Source organism: Streptomyces sp. NPDC001787 (assembly GCF_040297465.1).
Lineage (GTDB): Bacteria > Actinomycetota > Actinomycetes > Streptomycetales > Streptomycetaceae > Streptomyces.
In genome coordinates this window covers 66,673-86,483 of sequence record NZ_JBEOZE010000010.1, presented here as the reverse complement: position 1 = coordinate 86,483, position 19,811 = coordinate 66,673, and the positions used below count along the sequence as shown (strand labels likewise).

Sequence of the window (19,811 nt, the reverse complement as noted above, 5' to 3'; positions counted from 1 at the left end):
GGGGCCGTGCTCACCGGCCCGCGCGTTCCACCAGGAGCCAGCCGCCGAGTGCCATCGCGACGGCGGCCGGGGCGCTGACCCGTACCGCGATGAGCAGCGCCGTGTGTCCCTCCAGGAGCCCGCCGAAGCCGACCATGGACAGGCCGAGCACACCGAGCAGGCAGAGGGTCGCGCCGAGCGCCGAGACGGCGCCGGAGCCCTTGGCCGGCAGGGCGGAGACCGGTCGTTCGAAGGTGCGGAAGACGGCGACGAGCCCGGCGGTGAGGGCCGCCGCCGCGGCGAGCCGGAGCGGGACCTGGGCCCACCAGGCACCGGTGGCCGGTTCGGGCAGGGGGACACCGAGGGCGAGCATCGCGCCGTAGACCCCGAGCATCGCGGTGAGGTGCCAGAGGAACGCGGTCATGGCCACCCCGTTGGCGGCGACGACGGTGCGCCAGACCCGGGGGCGGGCGACGAGGCGGGTGCCGGGTCCGCGCAGCAGCTCGACCGCGCCGACCAGCCAGAGTCCGTGGCAGAGCAGGGCGAGGGTGGGCGGGGCCATGTTGCTGACCTTCTCGCCGGGCATGCCGACCATCGACAGGGGGTACGGGCCCAGCGCCACCAGCGCCGCGGCCGAGGCCAGCCCGGCACCGGCGAGCAGGGCGGGGCGGCGGATCCGGCCGTCGGCGCGCAGGAACCCGAGCTGATGGACCGCGAGCCAGACGAAGGCGAAGTTCAGGAACGAGACGTACGGGACCGAGGCGGCGAACCGCAGGACGTCGACGGCGACCGCGGCACCGGCGAGCGCGGCGAAGGCGCCCCAGCCGTAGCGCTCGTGCAGCTTCAGCAGCGGCGGGGTGAACGCCACCATGGCGAGGTAGATCCCGATGAACCAGAGCGGCTGGGTCACCAGCCGCAGCGTGACCCCGGTCAGCCCGCCGCCCCCGCCGAGCAGCTGGACGACCAGCGCGGCCCCTCCCCAGACCAGGATGAAGACCACGGTGGGCCGCAGCAGCCGCTGGAGCCGGGCGCGCAGGAAGGCGGAGTAGACGGAGTCCGTGGAGCCCCCGGGGCGCTTGCGGAGCAGCGAGCGGTAGGACAGGGCGTGCGAGAAGCCGCCGACGAAGAAGAACACCGGCATGATCTGGAGCACCCAGGTCAGCGGCTGGAGGCCGGGGACGACGGCCAGCAGATTGCCGACGCCGTCGGAGGTGACGGCCGCCATCAGCCAGTGGCCGAGGACGACCGTGCCGAGCGAGGCGACGCGCAGCAGGTCGATGTAGCGGTCCCGGGTGGCGGGCGTCGCCCCGGCCAGGTCACGGACGCTTGATCCCGCACGAACACTTGATCCCATACGGGTACGGTCGCGCCGATCGCCCGGGGGCGGCAGCGCGCCCGTACTCAGTTCCCGTCTGAGTACGGGCTGTCCCGTCGTCCCTGGCGGATCGGCCCGGACCCGGTGTCAGAGAACGGTGGCCCCGGGCGCGGGCGACACCGCGATCCGCGCGTTCCGGCAGGTACCGGAACCGAGCAGGGCGTCGGCCACCTTGCGGGCCGACTCCTCGTCCGCCACCAGGAACGCGGTGGTCGGCCCGGAGCCGGAGACCAGCGCGGCCAGGGCACCCGCCCCGGTGCCCGCGGCGAGGGTGTCGGCCAGCGAGGGGCGCAGGGAGAGCGCGGCGGCCTGGAGGTCGTTGCTCAGGGCCGCCGCGAGTGCGCCGGAGTCGCCGGAGCGCAGGGCGTTCAGCAACGCCTCGGACGCGGCGGGGGCGGGGATGTCCGTACCGGCGGTGAGCCGGTCGAACTCGCCGTACACCGCCGGCGTGGAGAGCCCTCCGTCGGCGACCGCGAAGACCCAGTGGAAGGTGCCGCCGACCTCGACGGGGGTGAGCCGTTCACCGCGCCCGACGCCGAGGGCCGCCCCGCCGACCAGGCTGAAGGGGACGTCGCTGCCGAGCTCCGCGCAGATGCCGAGCAGTTCCTCGCGGGTGGCGCGGGTGCCCCACAGGGTGTCGCAGGCCAGCAGGGCGGCGGCCCCGTCGGCACTGCCGCCCGCCATGCCGCCCGCGACGGGGATGTCCTTGTCGATGTGCAGGTGTACGCCGGGGGCGATGCCGTGCCGTTCGGCCAGCGCGAGCGCGGCGCGGGCGGCGAGGTTGGTGGTGTCCAGCGGCACCTGGGAGGCGTCCGGGCCCGAGCAGGTGACGGTCAGCTCATCGGCGGGGGTCGCGGTGACCTCGTCGTACAGGCCCACGGCGAGGAAGACATTGGCCAGGTCGTGGAAGCCGTCGGGGCGCGCGGCACCCACGGCGAGCTGCGCGTTGACCTTGGCGGGGACGCGGACCGTGACGCTCCCGGCCGCCGTACGGTCGCTGCCGCTCATGCGTCGCTCCCGGCGGTCGAGGAGGTCCCGTTCGCGGAGGTCCCGTTCTCGGCGGGCTTGCTCCCGGCGGGCTTGCCCTCGCCCGGCTTGCTCTCGGAGGGCTTGCTCTCCGCGGGCTTGCTCCCGGCGGGCTTGTTCTCCGCGATGGCGGCGAACTCCTCGACCGTCAGCGCCTCGCCCCGGGCCTGCGGGGAGATCCCGGCGGCGACCAGCGCGGCCTCGGCGGCGGGTGCGGAACCGGCCCATCCGGACAGGGCCGCACGCAGCGTCTTGCGGCGCTGGGCGAAGGCCGCGTCGACGACGGCGAAGACCTCCTGCCGGCTCGCGGTGGTCCTGATCGGTTCGGTGCGCCGGACCAGCGAGACGAGCCCCGAGTCGACGTTCGGCGCGGGCCAGAACACCGTGCGGCCGATGGACCCGGCGCGCTTGACGTCCGCGTACCAGTTGGCCTTCACCGACGGCACGCCGTAGACCTTGTTGCCCGGCCGGGCGGCCAGCCGGTCGGCGACCTCGGCCTGGACCATGACGAGGGTCCGCTCGATGCTCGGGAAGCGCTCCAGCATGGTGAGCAGGACCGGCACCGCCACGTTGTACGGCAGGTTGGCGACGAGCGCGGTGGGCGCCGGGCCGGGCAGCTCGGTCACCAGCATCGCGTCGGAGTGGACCAGGGCGAACCGGTCGGCGCGCTCCGGCATCCGGGCGGCGACCGTGGCCGGGAGGGCGGCGGCGAGCGTGTCGTCGATCTCCACGGCGACGACCCGGTCGGCCGCCTCCAGCAGGGCCAGGGTCAGCGAGCCGAGCCCCGGGCCGACCTCGACGACCACGTCGTCCGGGCGGACCTCCGCGGTGCGCACGATCCTGCGGACCGTGTTGGCGTCGATGACGAAGTTCTGACCCCGCTGCTTGGTGGGGCGTACGCCCAGCTTCGCGGCCAGGTCGCGGATGTCTGCGGGGCCCAGGAGGGCGTCGGGCTCTGTGCTGCTCACCCGGTAAGCCTACGGCCGCGGCGCGGCGCCGCCGTGCCGTCGCGACCGCGGGGCCGCCGGTGCCGCGTTCCGCGGGGGCCCCGCGCAGTGCGCCGCGGCGCCCCCGTGCCGTGCCTCAGAAGTCGAAGGCCCGAGCGGTGTTGTCGTAGACCGCCGCCGCCAGCGTGTCCTCGTCGACGCCCTTCACCGCCGCCATGGCGCGCAGGGTGACCGGGATGAGATACGGCGCGTTGGGCCGCCCCCGGTACGGGGCGGGGGTCAGGAAGGGGGCGTCCGTCTCGACCAGGACCAGCTCGGTCGGCGCGACGGCCAGCGCGTCGCGCAGCGGCTGGGCGTTCTTGAAGGTGACGTTGCCCGCGAAGGACATGAAGTACCCGGCGTCCGCGCAGATCCGGGCCATCTCGGCGTCGCCGGAGTAGCAGTGGAAGACCGTCCGCTCGGGGGCGCCCGCGTCGGCGAGGACGCGCAGCACATCCGCGTGCGCCTCGCGGTCGTGGATGACGAGCGCCTTGCCGTGGCGCTTGGCGATCTCGATGTGGGCCCGGAAGGACTCCTCCTGGGCGGCCATGCCCTCGGGACCCGTACGGAAGTGGTCGAGACCGGTCTCGCCGACGCCGCGTACGTGGTCGAGGGCGGCCAGCGCGTCGATCTCGGCCAGCGCCTCGTCGAGGGCCGCCCTGCCGCCCGGTGCCCTGGCGCCCTGGCGCGAGGTGCCGTCGGGGTCGCCGTGCACGATGCGCGGCGCCTCGTTGGGGTGCAGGGCGACCGAGGCGTGCACGGCCGGGTGCGCGGCGGCGGTCTCGGCGGCCCATCGCGAGCCCGCGACGTCGCAGCCCACCTGGACGACGGTGGTGACGTTGACCGCGGCGGCCCTGGCCAGGCCCTCCTCGACCGTTCCGTCCTGCATGTCCAGGTGGGTGTGCGAATCGGCGACCGGAACCCGCAGGGGTTCGGGCAGCGGCGGGGCTTCGGTACGGCTCATGCCCACGATCGTACGAGGGCACGGGCGCACCGGGGCACGGGCATACGGGGCACGGGCCGACGGCTCGGCGGCGGGGAGCCGGACCCCGTCGGCGCGCGGCCGGCCCCCGGTCGTGGGGGCGGCCGGGTCCCCGAAGGCGGGCGCTGCCCGGTTCTACCGGCGGTGGAAGGGGTGCAGCAGGTCGGACAGATGCCAGTGGTGCGGCGTCCGCGGCGCGCCGACGGCCACCGCGGCCACCTCGTCCTCCTCGGCGGGCTCCGGGGGCTTGGGAATCTGCTTGCGCTGGAGCAGTTGCTGAACGGTGGAGACCCGGCCGGCCCGCATGATCCGGACCACGTGTCCACCGCAGTTCGTGCAGGTAGGAGTGGACAGCGGCGAAGGCACGCGCTCCCCGTCCGCCTTGTAGACCACGAAGGCATGGCCGGCACCGTCGACGTGGTGCTCTATCTCGTAGGCCTGTTCCCAGCCGTATCCACACCTCATGCAGGCGAAGGCGTACGCCTCATGCACGGTGGTTGCTGCGATCTCGCTCATACCTGCTCCTCTTGTCCGCCGGACAAGCACTCCGGGGATTGCCCGTCACCTTCCAGTGGACACCTCCGTATGGGCGGACGCACCAGCTCAGAGCCAGCATTGATGCGTTCTTGGCCTCCTTTGGCAGCCCTTTGCCCCCGCATGGCCCCAGGCAGGAACGCCCGTGACCGGCCCGGCACCGACCGCCCGTGAGCGCCCCCCGCGCCAGGCCGAATGCGCCCCGCGCACCACCCCCCGTTCGCGTGAAGGGAATAGGCATTACCCCAGGCCATTGCCTTACCGAGAGCCATAAGAATTCATCATTCAATTGAAAGGAGAAATTCCAGACTCATTCAGTCCGATTTGCGGCTTTACATTTCGTGTATTTCACTCGGACCGTACGCAGAACCCCACTTCCCACAGGACGGGGAAACACCCATGTACACCACCGAATCCACTGCCACCGACATCGAGCTCGACCTCGACGCGGCTCTCAACCCGGGCGAGGCCGAAGGCTTCTACCGGGACTCGCGCGAGTGCGCGTACCTCGCCCTTCTCGGAGGCGGCTCGCTCCTGCTGCTCGCGCCTCCGACCCCCCGCCCGAAGAAGGGCTAGTCGGTAGCACATGGACCAGTCACATGCCTCGTCCCCCCTCGCGGGTGCCGTGCATGACCTGGCAACAGAGGTGGTCCTCGCTCTTCGGAGCGGGGACCACCTCGCCACGGTATGCGGCGCCGCCGGAATCGACGAGGACAACCGGACGGGAATCGCCGCCGTACGTGTCATCGGGGCCGATCTCCTTCTGCCCAGTGTTCTGCACGGGCGCGATCCGCATCCCGGCGACATCGCCGTGCTCCACCGTGCCGTGCGGGAATTCCCGCCCAAGCCCGACGCCTCCGACGCGGCGGCCTGGAGCCACTGGGGCATGATGTCGGCCCTGCACCGGACAGCACCGGCCACCACCGCTCCCGGACAGCCGCCGGCCGCCGGCGCCGGCGTCGGCGAGCCGGATGCGGCCTGGCTCGAAGGGGCCCCCTGGCAGGCGTTCACCCATCAGCTCTCCGTACTGGCCCCGCTCGCCGTCCCGGCCGCCTCGTCGGCCGTGCACCGGGCCGCCGCGCACCGGGTCGTGGACCTGGCCCGGGGATTCGTGCGCGCGGTGCGGCGGCGCAACTGGCTCCAGGCGGCGGGGGCCGGCCGCTGGCTGGCCGCGCTGGACGGCCGGCCCGAGAGCCTGGGCCTGGAGCGCGGACTCGACTTCGTCGAACTCATGGGCGGCCCGGACCCCCGGGTCACGCTGCACGTACGGGCGGCCCGGCTCATGGCCGAGGGGCGGGCGCGGTGACGGCAGCGGCGGCCGGTCCCGACGCACAGCACGGCGGCACGACGGGCGCGGCACTGTCCGTCCTGCCCCGCGTACTGCGACAGGCGCTCGGCTGGGCCGACGCCCACCGCTCGGGCTTCGTGCTCCCCCAGGACGTACTGGAGCCGCACACCCAGGTCAACGCCACGCTCAAGCCGCTGGGCGAGCTGGCCCAGCTCTGCACCACCATCCGCCGCAGCACCGTCCCCGGCACCCCGGAGCACCGGACGGCCGGGGAACTCATCGCCTTCGCCTGGGAGCAGCTGCACACCGGCGACCTGCTGCTGGAACTGCTGCACGGCGAACCCTTCGCCGCCTACCCGTACGAGATCTACGCGGCCTTCGCCGGATACGGGCTGCGCCACGAGGGCTTCGAGCGCCTGGCCGGGACCCTCTCCGCGACCAGGGGCTGGGCCCACACCGAGCAGCACGCCAACCGGGAGCTGGGGCTGATCAACTCGGAACGGCGCGTCGGCACCGCCCCGCACACCGACCCCGGTCCGGTCCTCGCGCGCACCTGGCTGGGCGGGCTGTCCGAGCCATGGATGTTCGAGGGCCCCTCCGGCTACGCGCTGACCCACACCGTCTTCCACATCACCGACTGGTGCTGCGTCCCCGAGCGGATGCCCGCCGGCATCGACGCCTATCTGCGGGCCTGGCTGCCCCCCTGGGTGGACGGCTGTCTGGAGAGCGAGCAGTGGGACCTGACCGGCGAACTGCTCGCGGTCGCCGCCGCCCTGCCGGGCCCGCCGCCCTCGGCCCTGCTGGACGCGGCCTGGCCCGCGCTCGCCGCCGCGCAGGCCGCGAGCGGCGCCGTACCGGAGACGGGCCCGTTGGCCGCCTCCGGGGACGAGGACCCCGACCCGTACCCCTTTCTCGCCTGCTACCACTCCACGCTGGTGACCGCGTTCGCCGCCGCGCTGTGCCTGAAGCGGCTCACCGCTCACCGGCAGGACGTCGCGGCAGCGGAAACCGGGGCAGCCGCATGAGCCACGCCGGTCGCATGAGCCACGCCGGTCGTATCAGCCGCACCGGTCGTATCAGCCGGACCAGCCGCACGGAAGGAGCTGCCGCATGAGCGGCATCCAGCAGATCCACGACGTGGGCGCGCGGGCCCTGGGGTGGCTCTACGACCACCGGGCGGGCTTCCGGCTGGACGACGACCCGCCGCCCGAGGCGGGTGTCCTGGACCGGTTCAAGCCGCTCGGCGAGCTGGCGATGATCAGCAAGGTCATCTTCCGGGAGGGGGTCGCCGGTTCCCGGCAGGCCGACCTGGCGCGCAAGCTCCTCGACCACGCCTGGCACGACCTGCTCGGCTCGGGAAGCCGGCTGGTCGACGGCCAGCGGCGCGAACCGCTCTGCCCCATTCCGATGGAGGTCTACGTACCGTTCCGGGAGCTGGGGTTCCGGGCGCCGGAGCTGGAGGCCGCCGTCCGGCTGAACCACCGGCTGACCAGCTGGGGCGGGCTGGAGGTCCAGCCCGCGCGCCGGCTCGGGCTCAGCGCCGTGGAGCGCCGCTTCGGACTGGAGCCGAGCGTGCCGATCGACGAGGCGTACCGGAACACCTGGCTGTCCCGGCGGCCCGAGCCCTGGACCGTCGAGGGCAACATCGGCTACGACATCACGCACACCGTCTTCCACCTGACGGACTGGGGCGCGAACCCGGCCGGGCTGCCCGCCGAGGTGGCGGACTACCTCGCCCTCTGGCTGCCGGTGTGGCTGGACGACTGGCTCGACCTGGGCCGCTGGGACCTGCTGGGCGAACTGCTCGTCGTCGACGCCTGCCTGCCGGCGCCGACCCTGGACCCCGCCGCCTGGGCGGGATTCGCCGGGGCCCAGCAGCCGGACGGGGCGATGCCCGTGATGGACGCCATGCCCATGCCGGAGGGCGACGAGGAGTCGGTCTTCGACCTCCTCTACCACCCCACGCTGGTGGCCGCGTTCGCCTCGGCGCTGGCCCTGTCCCGCGCCCTGTCGGACCTCGCCGCCCCGGCCCCCGCGTGACGGCCCGCCAGGACGTCCGCCGGGCCCCCGCGGGCCGTCCTTCCCCGGACCGCGGCGAGAGGGCCCGGCTGCTGGACCGGGCCGCGCGGACCATCGACGCGCCCGGCCTCGTGATCGCGCTCAGCCACCGGGGCCACCGCACCCTGCGGTTCGGCGGCGCGGAGCCCGGCGAGGTGCCCCGCGACCGGCTCCACCACGAGCTCGGCTCCGCGTCGAAGCCCTTCACCGGACTGCTGCTGGCCACGCTCGTCGCGGCGGGCCGGCTGCGGTACGAGGACTCGGCGGCCGAGCTGCTGGCCCCGGGCCGGCCGGTGCATCCCGCCGTGCGCGCCATCACCCTGCGCCATCTGATCACCCACACCTCGGGGCTCCCCGCGCTGCCGGCCGACTTCTACCCGCAGGCGCTGCCCCGGTGGTCCACCGCCCCGTACAGCGGCTATCCGGCCGACCGGGTCGTACGGGCCTTCCTCCGCGCCCGCCCGCGCCACCGGCCGGGCACCCGCTGGCACTACTCGAACTTCGCGGTCTCCGTGCTCGGGCACACCCTCGCCGCCGCCACCGGCACACCCTGGGAGGTCCTGCTCCAGCAGGAGGTACTGGGCCCGCTCGGGCTGGACGGCACACGGCTGCGCCCGGGTCCGCCGGGCAGCGATGCCGTGGGGCACCGACGCGACGGCAGGACGCTGCCCGCGCTGGACACCGGCGGCTTCACCGCCGCCGGAGCGGTGCGGGCGACGCCGCCGGACCTGCTCACGTTCCTGGAGGCGCATCTGCCGCCGGCCGTCGCACCCACCCGCCCCCTGGCCGTCGCGCTCACGGACGTACGGCGCCCGCTGCTGCGGCGCGGGCTGCGGCACGCCCATACGCACACGCTGACCTGGTTCCGCCATCCGTCACCGCGCGGGCCGGTCTGCTTCCATGCCGGAGCCACGCTCGGGCAGCAGATGTTCCTCGGCTTCCGCCCGGACACCGGTACCGCTCTGGCGGCCATGGTCGACCGACGGGTGAACAGGGCCGACCCGTTCATCGCGACCATCCACGAGCTGCTGACGGAAAAGCTCTGACGGGACGCCTCCGCCCGGCGCACGGCGCCCGCCGGCGCCGGTCGGCGCGCCGCGCCGGGATTGGCCGGCGCGCCGCGCCCGGACCGTCAGGACTTCGGGGGCCGGACCGGTCAGAACTTCAGGGCCGGACCGGTCAGGACTCCGAGCCCGGACCGGTCAGGGCTTCGGGCCCCGGGCGGCGTTCTTGGCCGCGACCACCGCGTCGAACACATCACGCTTGGGCAGCCCGGCAGCCGCCGCGACCGCCGCGATGGCCTCCTTGCGCCGCTCCCCCGCCTCCTCGCGCACCTGCACCCTGCGGACGAGCTCCTCGGGGTCCAGGTCCTCGTTGCCGGAGTCCGTGGCCCCCTCGACGACCACGGTGATCTCACCGCGTACGCCCTCGGCCGCCCACACGGCGAGATCGCCCAGCGGGCCGCGCTTCACTTCCTCGTACGTCTTGGTCAGCTCCCGGCACACGGCGGCCCGGCGGTCCGCGCCGAACACCTCGGCCATCGCCGCCAGGGTGTCGTCGAGCCGGTGCGGGGCCTCGAAGAAGACCATCGTGCGGCGCTCGTCGGCGACCTCCCGGAGCTTGCCGAGACGTTCGCCCGCCTTGCGGGGCAGGAAGCCCTCGAAGCAGAACCGGTCCACCGGCAGCCCGGACAGGGCGAGCGCCGTCAGCACCGCCGACGGGCCCGGCACCGCCGTGACCCGGATGTCCTTCTCGACGGCCGCGGCGACGAGCCGGTAGCCGGGGTCGGAGACGGACGGCATCCCGGCGTCCGTGACCAGCAGCACCCGCGCGCCGCCCGTCAGCGCCTCGACGAGTTCCGGTGTGCGGGCCGACTCGTTGCCCTCGAAGTAGGAGACGACACGCCCCGTGGTGTGGATGCCGAGCGCCTGGGTGAGGCGGCGCAGCCGCCGGGTGTCCTCGGCGGCCACGACGTCGGCCCGCTCCAGCTCGGCGGCGAGCCGTGGCGGGGCGTCCGCCACATCGCCGATGGGGGTCCCTGCGAGTACCAGCGTTCCAGTCGTTCCAGTCACAACAACCATCCTCCCAGCCCGGGAGCGCGCCTCGCACAGATGCGTTCCCTACGATGGCGCGGTGACGAGTACTGCGCCCGAAGCCCAGCAGGGCCAAGACGCCGGGGACCAGCACGGCGAAGAGCCGCATTCCTGGCAGCGGCGGCTGCGCCGCTTCGGCCATTCGCCCCGGCCGGGAATCGGGCTGCGCGAGCGGCTGGTGCCGCCGTACACCCGCCCGGGAGCCCGGCTGTGGGCGGTGCTCGGCGTGCCTCCGACGCTCGCGGACCGTCTGGTGCGCTGGTCGGCCTGGGGCGGGCCGCTGCTGGTGGCGCTGGTCGCCGGGCTGCTGCGGTTCCACGACCTGGGCAAGCCGGACGCGGTGATATTCGATGAGACGTACTACGCCAAGGACGCCTGGGCCCTGGTCAACCAGGGGTACGAGGGGGCGTGGCCCAAGGACGTCGACAAACTGATCCTGAAGAACCCCTCCGGGGTGGAGATCCCCGTCGATCCCGGCTATGTCGTGCATCCGCCGGTCGGCAAGTGGATCATCGGGCTCGGTGAGCAGATGTTCGGCTTCACGCCGTTCGGCTGGCGTTTCATGGTCGCGCTGCTCGGCACGGTGTCCGTCCTGATGCTGTGCCGGATCGGCCGGCGGCTGTTCCGGTCCACGTTCCTGGGCTGTCTGGCGGGCCTGCTCCTCGCGGTGGACGGCCTGCACTTCGTGATGAGCCGTACCGCGCTGCTCGACCTGATCCTGATGTTCTTCGTGCTGGCGGCCTTCGGGTGCCTGGTGATCGACCGCGACTGGGCCCGCCGGAAACTGGTCGCCGCCCTGCCCTACGACGAGGCGGAGGGGGTGCTGCGCCCGGACGCGCGCATCGCCGAGAACCTGCGCCTGGGCTGGCGGCCGTGGCGGATCGCCGCGGGTCTGATGCTGGGGCTGGCGTTCGCCACGAAGTGGAACGGCCTCTACATCCTGGCCGCGTTCGGCGTGATGGCGGTGCTGTGGGACGTGGCCGGGCGGCGCACGGCGGGCGCGGTACGGCCCTACCGGGCGGTGGTCCTGCGCGATCTGGTGCCCGCGTTCGTCTCCACGGTGCCGGTCGCGATCGGCACGTACGTGGTCTCGTGGACCGGCTGGATCGTCACGGACAAGGGCTACTACCGCAACTGGGCGGCGACCGAGGGCAAGGGCGGCAGCTGGACCTGGCTGCCCGACTGGCTGCGCAGCCTGTGGCACTACGAGAACCAGGTGTACGACTTCCACGTCGGCCTGACCTCCGGCCACACCTACGAGTCCAACCCCTGGAGCTGGATCATCCTGGGCCGCCCCGTCTCGTACTTCTACGAGGAGACGAGCGGCTGCAAGGAGTCGGCGACCGGCAAGTGCGCCAGCGAGGTGCTCGCCATCGGCACCCCGCTGCTCTGGTGGGCCGCGTGCTTCGCGCTGCTGTACGTGCTGTGGCGCTGGTTCTTCCGGCGCGACTGGCGGGCGGGCGCCATCGCCTGCGGTGTGGCGGCGGGCTGGCTGCCCTGGTTCTTCTACCAGGAGCGCACGATCTTCCTCTTCTACGCGGTCGTGTTCGTCCCGTTCCTGTGCCTGGCCGTGTCGATGATGATCGGCGCGATGCTGGGGCCCGCGGCGGGCACCGGGGCGAAGGCGGAAGTGGGCCTGCCGACCGACGACCCCGGCGGTGAGAGACGCCGGACGCTGGGCGCGGTCGCGGCGGGCGTGCTGATCCTGCTGATCGTCTGGAACTTCATCTACTTCTGGCCGCTGTACACCGGGACCTCCATCCCCGAGGACTCCTGGCGCGACCGGATGTGGCTGGACACCTGGGTGTAGTACCCACCGGACAGCATTCCGGTCCGGTAACAACACACTCACCAGCCGTCACCACCCCTTATGGTTCCTGACAGCTCCCCTTGAACACGTTCAAGGGGGACTCCTGGGGAGGGGGACTGCACAGATGCGCAGTGGAGCGAAGGTCGCCGTGGTCGGCGGAGTGTTCGTACTGGCGGCCGGAGGCATCGGCTACGGGGCGTACAGCATGCTCGGGGGTGGCGACGGCGGTACGGATTCCGGGTCCGCCTCGTCCAGGACCGCGTCGCAGAAGGTGAGGACGGGGCCGCTCAGCGAGGCGGAGATCACCGGGACGTCGGAGGACTTCCTCACGGCGTGGGCGGCCGGGGACGCGAAGGGCGCCTCCGCCCTCACGAACAACGAGTCCGCCGCCGAGCCGCTGCTCGCCGGATTCGCCGAGGACGCCCATGTCGGCAAGGCCGTGATCACTCCCGGCCCGGCGGTCGGCACCAAGGTGCCGTACACGGTGAAGGCGACCGTCTCCTACAAGGGGAAGACCAAGCCCTGGTCGTACACCTCGGAGCTGACCGTGGTGCGCGGTGTGACCACCGGAAAGGCCCTGGTCGACTGGGAGCCCTCCGTCGTCCATCCGCAGCTGACGGAGGGCGCGACACTGAGGACGGGCGAGTCCGCCCTCGCGCAGATCGAGGCGGTCGACCGCAACGGCAAGGTGCTGACCAAGGAGAAGTACCCGTCGCTCGGGCCGGTCCTGGAGACCCTGCGCACCAAGTACGGCTCCACGGCCGGCGGCACGCCCGGCATCGAGACCTGGATCGAGGGCGCCGACGCGAACGCCCCGGACCGGACGCTGCTGACGGTGACCAAGGGCAGGCCCGGCAAGCTCCGGACCACCCTGGACGCCGGTGCCCAGGCGGCGGCCGAACAGGCGGTCAGGAAGTTCGGCCAGGCGTCGGTGGTCGCCGTCAAGCCCTCCACCGGCGCGATCCGCGCGGTGGCCAACAACCCGGTGACCGAGTTCAACGTGGCGCTCCAGGGCAAGCAGGCGCCCGGCTCCACGCTGAAGATCATGACCGCCGCGCTGCTGATCGAGAAGGGCCTCGCCACCGCGAACGGAGCGGCCGAGTGCCCCAAGGACGTGATGTACCAGGGGAATACGTTCCACAACCTGGAGTACTTCGACCTGCCGGACGGCAGCACCTTCACCCAGAGCTTCGCCCGGTCCTGCAACACGGCCTTCATCAAGCTGATCGACGACGTGAAGGACGACGCCGCCCTCGCCAAGGAGGCGCGGGACGTCTTCGGGATCGGCCTGGACTGGAAGACCGGCGTCGTCACCACGGACGGCAGCGTCCCGGAGGAGACCGGCGGCGTGGCCGCGGCCCAGTACATAGGCCAGGGCACCGTCCAGATGAACGTCCTCAACATGGCGTCCATCACGGCGACCGCCCGCACCGGCACCTTCCGCCAGCCCGTCATCGTCCCGCAGTCGCTGGACGACCGTCAGCTCGCCACGTCCTCCCGCTCCCTGCCCGCGCATGTGTCCCAGCAGCTCACCCAGATGATGCGGGCCACGGCGGCCTGGGGCACGGGCCGGGACGCCATGGCTTCGGTCGGCGGCGACAAGGGCGCCAAGACGGGCTCGGCCGAGGTCGACGGACAGGGCACGTCCAACAGCTGGTTCACCGGCTTCAGCAACGACCTCGCGGCGGCGGCGGTCGTCCAGTCCGGCGGCCACGGCGGCGATGCGGCGGGCCCGGTGGTGGCCGACGTACTGCGCGCGGGCGGCTGAGCGGACGGGGCCGGCCGACCGGTCAGCCGCGCGGGACCGGCGAGTCCCCCACGTCCCACGGGTCCCGCGGTTCCGGCGGGTCCGGCCAGTCACCGCGCCCCGCCACATCGAGCACCAGGGCGGCGATGTTCCACGCGTCGTCGTCGCCCCGGTGGTGACGGCCCTCCAGCGGGAGGCCGGCGGTCTCCAGCGCCCGCGCCATGCCGGGACGCTTGCGCAGCCCGTACGAAGCCGTGAAGGCGACCTTCGCGTTGGTGTGCTGGTGGCCGAAGGGGTACCGGGTGCCCGTGTGGCGGCACTGGCGGGTGAACTGGTTGCGGTCGTAGTCGCCCCAGCTGGCCCACGGGAGCGCCCCGGTCCGGTGCTCGGTGGCCAGCATTCGGCAGGCCTCGGCGAAGGACGGGCCCGCTTCCACCTCGGCCTGGGTCAGCCCGGTCAGCTCGGTGCAGAACGGACTGACCCGGGACCTGGCGGGCCGGACCAGCAGCCGGTGCTTGGCCAGGCGCTCGCCCGCGCGGAGATCGACGACGGTGAGGCCGATCTCGATGATCTCGCTCACCTGCCCGGGTGGCGGCTGCCCGTCCCAGCAGGTCGCTTCGACATCGACGACGTTCAGCAGCGCCTCACCCGTGCTCATGGGGGCGAGGGTAGATTTCCCTCGCCCCCACGTCACCCCGTTTTCACCGCCGGGCGGTGAACCGGCCCGCTACGGGGCCAGCTTGATCGAGTTGATCGGGGTCAGGTCCGCGTCGGTGTACTGACCCGGAAACCCCTTGGTGCCGCAGTCGCCACCGTCGTACTTCTTGCAGAGCTGCACGGACGCTCCGCCGGTCTGGTTGTTGAACACCCGGTGCATCCCGGTGTGGTTGACCAGGTTGTGGGCGCCGTACGTCAAGAACTCAAGCTCCGGACTGTCGGAGTTCCACGACGCCTTCGGGTAGATGCAGACGTACCCGGACCGGCACCCGTGCACCGTGACGGCCTGCGTGCCGGCGTCGGCGGCCTGCGCACCCGCCCCCGTCACCAGCACGGCCCCCGCCGCGAATGTGAGTGCCGCTGCTGCTCGTACGAACCTGCGCATGTCGATCCTTCCCTGTGCCGTGCCCGGTGGACACCGCACTCCCCTGTGGAATGGCTGTCGTCCCTCCGGACGCCCTCCCCGCAACGTCTTCCGTTGCCGTGACGCCCGGCATGGAAAGAGCTTGGCCCCGCAGCCGCTCCGGGCGCCGCACGCTTTCATCCGGATGAAAGCGTCGGGAGAACGGACGCCGTATCAGGGCCCCGGATCGACGCCCAGGTCGGGTCAGGCCCCGGACCGAGACCCGGATCGAGGCCAGGGTCAGGGACAGGGCCCGCACCGAGACCCGGATCGGGGCCAGGGTCAGGGTCAGGGCCCGCACCGAGACCCGGATCGGGGCCAGGGTCAGGGGCTGGTCGTTTCGAGCAGCGTCAGGCCCAGCGGCGAGGGAATGTGCAGGACGAACCGGCCCTCCCGGCGGCTGGAGGCCAGCCCGGCCTCGCGCAGAATCGCCAGCTGCTGGCTGGTGTTGGGCAGCGACGAGCCGACGGCTTCGGCCAGTTCGGACGTCGTGGCGCAGCCGCGCGCCGCCACCTCGCGCAGCAGCGCGGCCCGCGTCGGCCCGAGCAGCTTGACCAGGGAGGACACGGACCCCGCCCCCTCCGGACCGGCGGGCCTGTCGACGGGCCGCTCGACGGACTTGGCCACCGGGTAGACCAGCATCGGCATCAGCGCGTCGTCGACCAGGGTGATCGGCATGCGCCAGCAGAAGTAGGACGGCACCAGGAGCAGGCCGCGCCCGTCGAGGTACAGGTCCCTCTCGACCGGATACTCCACCTCCAGCACCGGCGGGCTCCACCTGGCCATGGGCCGGAAGGTGCCCAGCAGCGCCCTGGTCCCGCCCGCCGACAGCTCCCGGGACCGCCAGGCGACGTCGAGCGCCACCGCCTCGTCGATCCGGTGCCGGAACGGTGCGACGAACACCTCGTCGTAGGAGCTCAGGAGTCCGCCCAGTGCGCGCAGCGCCGTGGTGTCGCCCCGGGCCAGCTCCGCCCCGGCGAACGGCCGCACCCGCACCCCCGTGACCGCGCTCTCCCCGCCTTCCGCCAGCAGCACCAGCTCGTCGCGCAGACGGCGTCGCGGCGTCGAGAGCACTCCTTCGATGCCCTGCCGGAGGTCGGTGGTGCCACCGTCCACGGCGGGCGTCAGGAAGTCCGGGAAGTACGGGCCGAACGGCACCAGGCTGCGCAGGGCGAGCGCGGCACCGCGCGCGGCGGCGTCACCCTTCAGGCGCGGGGCGACCGCACGCCGCCACGGGCCGAACACGAGCGGCCCTTCCTTGGTCTGTAATCGGCAGACGCTGCAGACGATCTCCCACAGCGGGTCGGGTCGGCGGGCGATGCGGATGTACTCCAGGTCCCGGCCGGTGAAATGGACGCGCAACAAGTTTTCCCCCCTTGTCGTACTTCCCCATGGGCCCTTACCCACCGACGCCGGGTCAGGGAGCCTCGGTTGGCACAGGCACCCATCCGGCCACGTTTTGACCGGAAGTCACCGACATCACCCGGAGTGCGGCACTCCGGAATCCGTCTGGTGCCCGCCCGGCACGGTTCAGTAGCGTGCAGCACATGAGCACCCCCGAAACCGCGCCCGAAACCACGCCCCCGACCACCGCCTCTCCCTCCGCCGCCTCCTCCTCCGATGCCCACCCCCGGTTCGCCGAAGCGCTGCGCGAGCTGGGCCTCCAGGTGGAGGTACGCCGGTTCCCGGACGCCACCCGCACCGCCGCCGAGGCGGCTGCGGCGGTCGGCTGCGCGCTCAGCGAGATCGTCAAGTCGCTGATCTTCGAGGCGGACGGCGTACCGGTCCTGGTCCTGATGGACGGGTCCTCGCGCGTCGATGTGGAGCTCGTACGGAAGGAGCTGGGCGCCGGGAAGGTCAAGCGCGCCGGAGCCGACCTGGTCCGCGGGACCACGGGGTACGCGATCGGCGGCGTACCGCCCTTCGGCCATGTGACGAAGACCCGCGTGCTGGCGGACCGCGGGCTGCTGGACCACGCGGTGGTGTGGGCGGCGGCGGGCACCCCGCACACGGTGTTCCCGCTCGACCCCAAGACGCTGATCGCCCACGCGGGCGCCACGGTGGCCGATGTGCGCGAGCAGACCAAGTGACCCCTCTGGTCGCGTTCGCGGTCCTCATGGCCGCGATCACCCACGCCTCGTGGAACGCCATCGCGCACGCGATGAAGGACCAGCTCGTCTCCTTCACCCTGATATCCGGGGGCGGCCTGCTGATCGGCGCGGTGGCCGCCCTGTTCGTCCCGTTCCCGGCCGCGGAGGCCTGGCCGTACCTCTTCGTCTCGGCCGCGCTGCACGTGGCGTACATGCTGCTGCTGATGCGGTCGTTCACCCTGGGCGACTTCGGCCAGATGTACCCGATCGCCCGGGGCACGGCCCCGCTCGTGGTGACGGTCCTGGCCGCGGTCTTCGTCGGCGAACGCCCCGACGCCTGGGCCACGGCGGGCGTCGCGGTCGCCTCGGCCGGACTCGTCGGCCTCGCCCTGTGGGGCATCCGCGGCTCCGGGAAACGCCCGCACTGGCCGGCGATCCTGGCGGCCCTCGGCACGGGCCTGGCCATCGCCGGGTACACCACGGTGGACGGTGTCGGCGTACGCGCCTCGGGCACCCCGCTCGGCTACATCGCGTGGCTGATGATCCTGGAGGGCCTCGCCATCCCGGCGTACGCACTCTGGCGCCGCCGCGCCGCACTCCTGCCGCAGCTACGCCCGTACGCGGTCCGCGGCCTCCTCGGCGCGGCCCTCTCGGTCTCCGCGTACGGCCTGGTCCTGTGGGCCCAGACAAAGGCCCCGCTCGCCCCGATCGCGGCGCTGCGGGAGTCCTCGATCATCGTGGGCGCGGCGATAGGCACCCTGTTCTTCAAGGAACGCTTCGGCGCCCCGCGCATCGCGGCTGCCGGACTGATGGTGGTGGGCATCGGGCTGATGCTGCACACGAGCTGACGCTCGGCTCGGCCCTACGGTCACCTGTGGAGCCCGGTGCGGGTCCTGCGGACCGCCCCGGCGCCCCTCCGCCTCCACATCCACCTCCGCATCCGCGTCCGCCTGGAGGAGCGGCCGATGGGAAAGGAGTCCGCTACTGTGCGGCGCGCATCCCGAGAACGTACGTCGCGGTAAGCGCGACAGCACGGTCTTCGTCACGGGACAGATCCGCGAGGGCACGTGACGCCGTGGCCCCGGGGATGTCCGCGAGTGCCTGTGCCAGCCGTAGACGTGCGGGCGATTCGGCGGTGCCGTGGGCGAGGCGGTCGACCAGCCCCGCGGCGATCTGGTCCGCCAGCGCGGGACGACTCGCCAGCGCGCTGAGCGCATCCGCCGCATCGACGTCATGCGCCTCCTCGACGACCATGTCGATGAGCGTCGGGACCGCGTCGGCCACTCCCCGTACCCCGAGCGCCAGAGCCGCGTACCTGCGGACAACGAGGTCGGGGTTGGTGAGGGCGTCCCGCAGCAGCACGGTCGACTCGCCGTTCGGGATCTCGGCGAGGGACTGGACGGCACGTTTCCGTACCTCGGCCACCGGTGAGCCGAGCCCCTCCGCCAGCAACGCGCATCCGCCACCGCCCGATCGCGCCAAGGCCCAGCGAAGGGCCCCGGCGACGTTCGGGTCCGACTCGCTCAGCGCCGCCTCGACCAACGCCTCCACCGGAACCGGAACTTCCTCGATCGCTGACAGGGCCGCGCGCTGGCGCGTCCCGGCGCTCTTCGACCCCAGCGCCTGGAGGAGCGCGACGCTCTGGAGGACGTCCTCCCAGCCGGCGGGTTCCGCGGCCCCGATCCGGCGGAGCCGCGTGAGCAGCTCCGTCTCCACCTCGATGCGCTCTCGCGTCCGGCGGATCAGGTCATCGACGAGCTCCGGGAGCGAGAAGCCGGGATCATCCAGCGCGCGCCCGACTTCACGCAGCGACAGCCCCAATGACCGCAGGCTCTCGATGTGGAAGATCCGCCGGATGTCCTCGCCGGAGTACTCCCGATAGCCCGCCCCGGTGCGTCCCGTCGGCCGCACCAGCCCGAGTGACTCGTAATGCCTGAGCATGCGGGCGCTGACCCCGGAGCGCCGTGCCACTTCGCCGATCAACACTGTCCGTCACTCCTCCTGGCCGGCCCCGCCGAGGGCCACGACGCGCTTCGCCTCCTCGATCGCGAACTCGAATCCGGCATCCGGGTCGCGGAACAGCCGTTCCGTGGCGATCGCATGCTGCCGTACGCGAGGTTCGAGATGCGTCATCGCAGCGCGGAGCGTGGGCAGAACCACCTCTCCGAGCGCGATCAGCGCCCTGCTGAGACTCAGCTGCGTCTCCCGTTCGCCCCGCCCGAGCTGCGTCGACAGCACCGCTGCCAACTCGGACTCCTCGCCCTCGGGCACGAGCACGACCCCAGCTCGCCAGGCGCTCCGCGCCACCTCGTCGTCGGCGTCGGTCAGCAGCGCCCGCGTGATCGCCGGCCATGCCTGCCGATCCCCGATCTTGGACAGCGTGTGCAACGCCTGGCTCCGTGCCTGCGCATGCTCCGAGCGGACTTCACCGAGCAGCTCCGGAACCGTCAGTGCCGCGGAGTGGCGGGTGAGCGCCCACGTCAGCATTTCACGAACGTAGAACTCGGGCTCGATCGCGCATCGCCCGATCAGCTTGTCGATGAACCGCGCGTCGGGGTTCGTGCCGACCGCCAGCGCTGTCTGCAACCGCACCGACGAGTCGCTGTGCTCCAGCCCCTGGAGAGTTCGCACGGCGTCCGTGTCCTGTTTCGGCATGATCATCGGGATCACCTCCTCGGCCACAGTGAAGGCCTTGCCACTGTGACAAGGTCAAGCGGCGTCAC

At 72.7% G+C, this 19,811-nt stretch carries 20 protein-coding genes; 9 read left to right on the top strand and 11 right to left on the bottom strand.

Going from position 1 to position 19,811, the window contains the following annotated elements; translation table 11 throughout:
• Window positions 1-10: 10 nt before the first annotated feature.
• From ABT170_RS16500 to ABT170_RS16480, 5 genes are all read right to left on the bottom strand, one after another.
• Complete coding sequence (locus ABT170_RS16500; RefSeq protein WP_351867968.1) at window positions 11-1,333, bottom strand: acyltransferase family protein; 1,323 nt, start codon at window positions 1,331-1,333, stop codon at window positions 11-13.
• Between the two features lie 108 nt (window positions 1,334-1,441).
• Window positions 1,442-2,362, bottom strand: a complete 921-nt coding sequence (locus tag ABT170_RS16495) for a 4-(cytidine 5'-diphospho)-2-C-methyl-D-erythritol kinase (RefSeq protein WP_351867967.1) — start codon at window positions 2,360-2,362, stop codon at window positions 1,442-1,444.
• Window positions 2,359-3,348, bottom strand: a complete 990-nt coding sequence (rsmA, locus tag ABT170_RS16490; RefSeq protein WP_351867964.1) for a 16S rRNA (adenine(1518)-N(6)/adenine(1519)-N(6))-dimethyltransferase RsmA — start codon at window positions 3,346-3,348, stop codon at window positions 2,359-2,361. Before rsmA ends, ABT170_RS16495 begins: the two co-directional genes overlap by 4 nt.
• 115 nt (window positions 3,349-3,463) lie before the next feature.
• Entirely contained in the window at window positions 3,464-4,330 is an 867-nt protein-coding gene (locus ABT170_RS16485) for a TatD family hydrolase (protein ID WP_329943792.1), read from the bottom strand.
• Window positions 4,331-4,483: 153 nt separating this feature from the next.
• Window positions 4,484-4,864, bottom strand: a complete 381-nt coding sequence (locus ABT170_RS16480) for a hypothetical protein (RefSeq protein WP_329943793.1) — start codon at window positions 4,862-4,864, stop codon at window positions 4,484-4,486.
• 417 nt (window positions 4,865-5,281) lie between these two features.
• Between ABT170_RS16480 and ABT170_RS16475 the strand changes: the two genes are divergently transcribed.
• The 5 genes from ABT170_RS16475 to ABT170_RS16455 all read left to right on the top strand — a co-directional run bounded on the left by ABT170_RS16475 (window position 5,282) and on the right by ABT170_RS16455 (window position 9,274).
• Window positions 5,282-5,458, top strand: coding sequence for a hypothetical protein (locus ABT170_RS16475; protein WP_266922880.1), 177 nt, complete (start codon window positions 5,282-5,284; stop codon window positions 5,456-5,458).
• A gap of 10 nt (window positions 5,459-5,468) precedes the next feature.
• Entirely contained in the window at window positions 5,469-6,188 is a 720-nt protein-coding gene (locus tag ABT170_RS16470) for a hypothetical protein (protein ID WP_329943794.1), read from the top strand.
• A complete protein-coding gene (locus ABT170_RS16465) occupies window positions 6,185-7,195 on the top strand; it encodes a DUF6895 family protein (RefSeq protein ID WP_329943795.1) in 1,011 nt (336 codons plus the stop codon). Before ABT170_RS16470 ends, ABT170_RS16465 begins: the two co-directional genes overlap by 4 nt.
• A gap of 85 nt (window positions 7,196-7,280) precedes the next feature.
• Entirely contained in the window at window positions 7,281-8,210 is a 930-nt protein-coding gene (locus ABT170_RS16460) for a DUF6895 family protein (protein WP_329943796.1), read from the top strand.
• Window positions 8,207-9,274: a serine hydrolase domain-containing protein gene (locus ABT170_RS16455; RefSeq protein ID WP_502970526.1), complete on the top strand. Its 1,068-nt coding sequence runs from the start codon at window positions 8,207-8,209 to the stop codon at window positions 9,272-9,274. The genes ABT170_RS16460 and ABT170_RS16455 overlap by 4 nt, the downstream gene beginning before the upstream one ends.
• Before the next feature lie 156 nt (window positions 9,275-9,430).
• Here ABT170_RS16455 and rsmI read toward each other — a convergent pair whose 3' ends face one another.
• Complete coding sequence (rsmI, locus tag ABT170_RS16450) at window positions 9,431-10,309, bottom strand: 16S rRNA (cytidine(1402)-2'-O)-methyltransferase (protein ID WP_351867958.1); 879 nt, start codon at window positions 10,307-10,309, stop codon at window positions 9,431-9,433.
• Window positions 10,310-10,361: 52 nt separating this feature from the next.
• Here rsmI and ABT170_RS16445 point away from each other — a divergent pair, with 52 nt between their 5' ends.
• Window positions 10,362-12,131: a dolichyl-phosphate-mannose--protein mannosyltransferase gene (locus ABT170_RS16445; RefSeq protein ID WP_329943798.1), complete on the top strand. Its 1,770-nt coding sequence runs from the start codon at window positions 10,362-10,364 to the stop codon at window positions 12,129-12,131.
• A 124-nt stretch (window positions 12,132-12,255) separates the two neighbouring features.
• Window positions 12,256-13,899 (top strand): penicillin-binding transpeptidase domain-containing protein, encoded by a 1,644-nt coding sequence (locus ABT170_RS16440; protein WP_351867954.1) that lies wholly within the window; start codon window positions 12,256-12,258, stop codon window positions 13,897-13,899.
• Window positions 13,900-13,921: 22 nt separating this feature from the next.
• Here the strand turns inward: ABT170_RS16440 and ABT170_RS16435 are convergent, their stop codons facing one another.
• From ABT170_RS16435 to ABT170_RS16425, 3 genes are all read right to left on the bottom strand, one after another.
• Window positions 13,922-14,536, bottom strand: coding sequence for a 3'-5' exonuclease (locus ABT170_RS16435; RefSeq protein ID WP_351867951.1), 615 nt, complete (start codon window positions 14,534-14,536; stop codon window positions 13,922-13,924).
• A gap of 69 nt (window positions 14,537-14,605) precedes the next feature.
• Window positions 14,606-14,980 carry a hypothetical protein gene (locus ABT170_RS16430; protein WP_351867948.1) on the bottom strand — a complete coding sequence of 125 codons (375 nt, stop codon included), beginning with the start codon at window positions 14,978-14,980 and terminating at the stop codon, window positions 14,606-14,608.
• 342 nt (window positions 14,981-15,322) lie between these two features.
• Window positions 15,323-16,363 (bottom strand): ArsR/SmtB family transcription factor, encoded by a 1,041-nt coding sequence (locus ABT170_RS16425; protein WP_351867945.1) that lies wholly within the window; start codon window positions 16,361-16,363, stop codon window positions 15,323-15,325.
• A 182-nt stretch (window positions 16,364-16,545) separates the two neighbouring features.
• On the opposite strand from ABT170_RS16425, the gene ABT170_RS16420 reads away from it, so the two are divergent.
• Both ABT170_RS16420 and ABT170_RS16415 read left to right on the top strand, forming a co-directional pair.
• A complete protein-coding gene (locus ABT170_RS16420) occupies window positions 16,546-17,088 on the top strand; it encodes a YbaK/EbsC family protein (protein WP_329943801.1) in 543 nt (180 codons plus the stop codon).
• The gene (locus ABT170_RS16415) at window positions 17,085-17,936 is read left to right on the top strand and encodes an EamA family transporter (RefSeq protein WP_351867941.1); all 852 of its coding nucleotides are present in this window, start codon (window positions 17,085-17,087) and stop codon (window positions 17,934-17,936) included. The genes ABT170_RS16420 and ABT170_RS16415 overlap by 4 nt, the downstream gene beginning before the upstream one ends.
• Window positions 17,937-18,069: 133 nt before the next feature.
• On the opposite strand, the gene ABT170_RS16410 is transcribed toward ABT170_RS16415, so the two are convergent.
• Entirely contained in the window at window positions 18,070-19,074 is a 1,005-nt protein-coding gene (locus tag ABT170_RS16410; protein WP_351867938.1) for a MerR family transcriptional regulator, read from the bottom strand.
• Between the two features lie 6 nt (window positions 19,075-19,080).
• Window positions 19,081-19,749 carry a HEAT repeat domain-containing protein gene (locus tag ABT170_RS16405; protein ID WP_351868175.1) on the bottom strand — a complete coding sequence of 223 codons (669 nt, stop codon included), beginning with the start codon at window positions 19,747-19,749 and terminating at the stop codon, window positions 19,081-19,083.
• Between the last annotated feature and the right edge of the window lie 62 nt (window positions 19,750-19,811).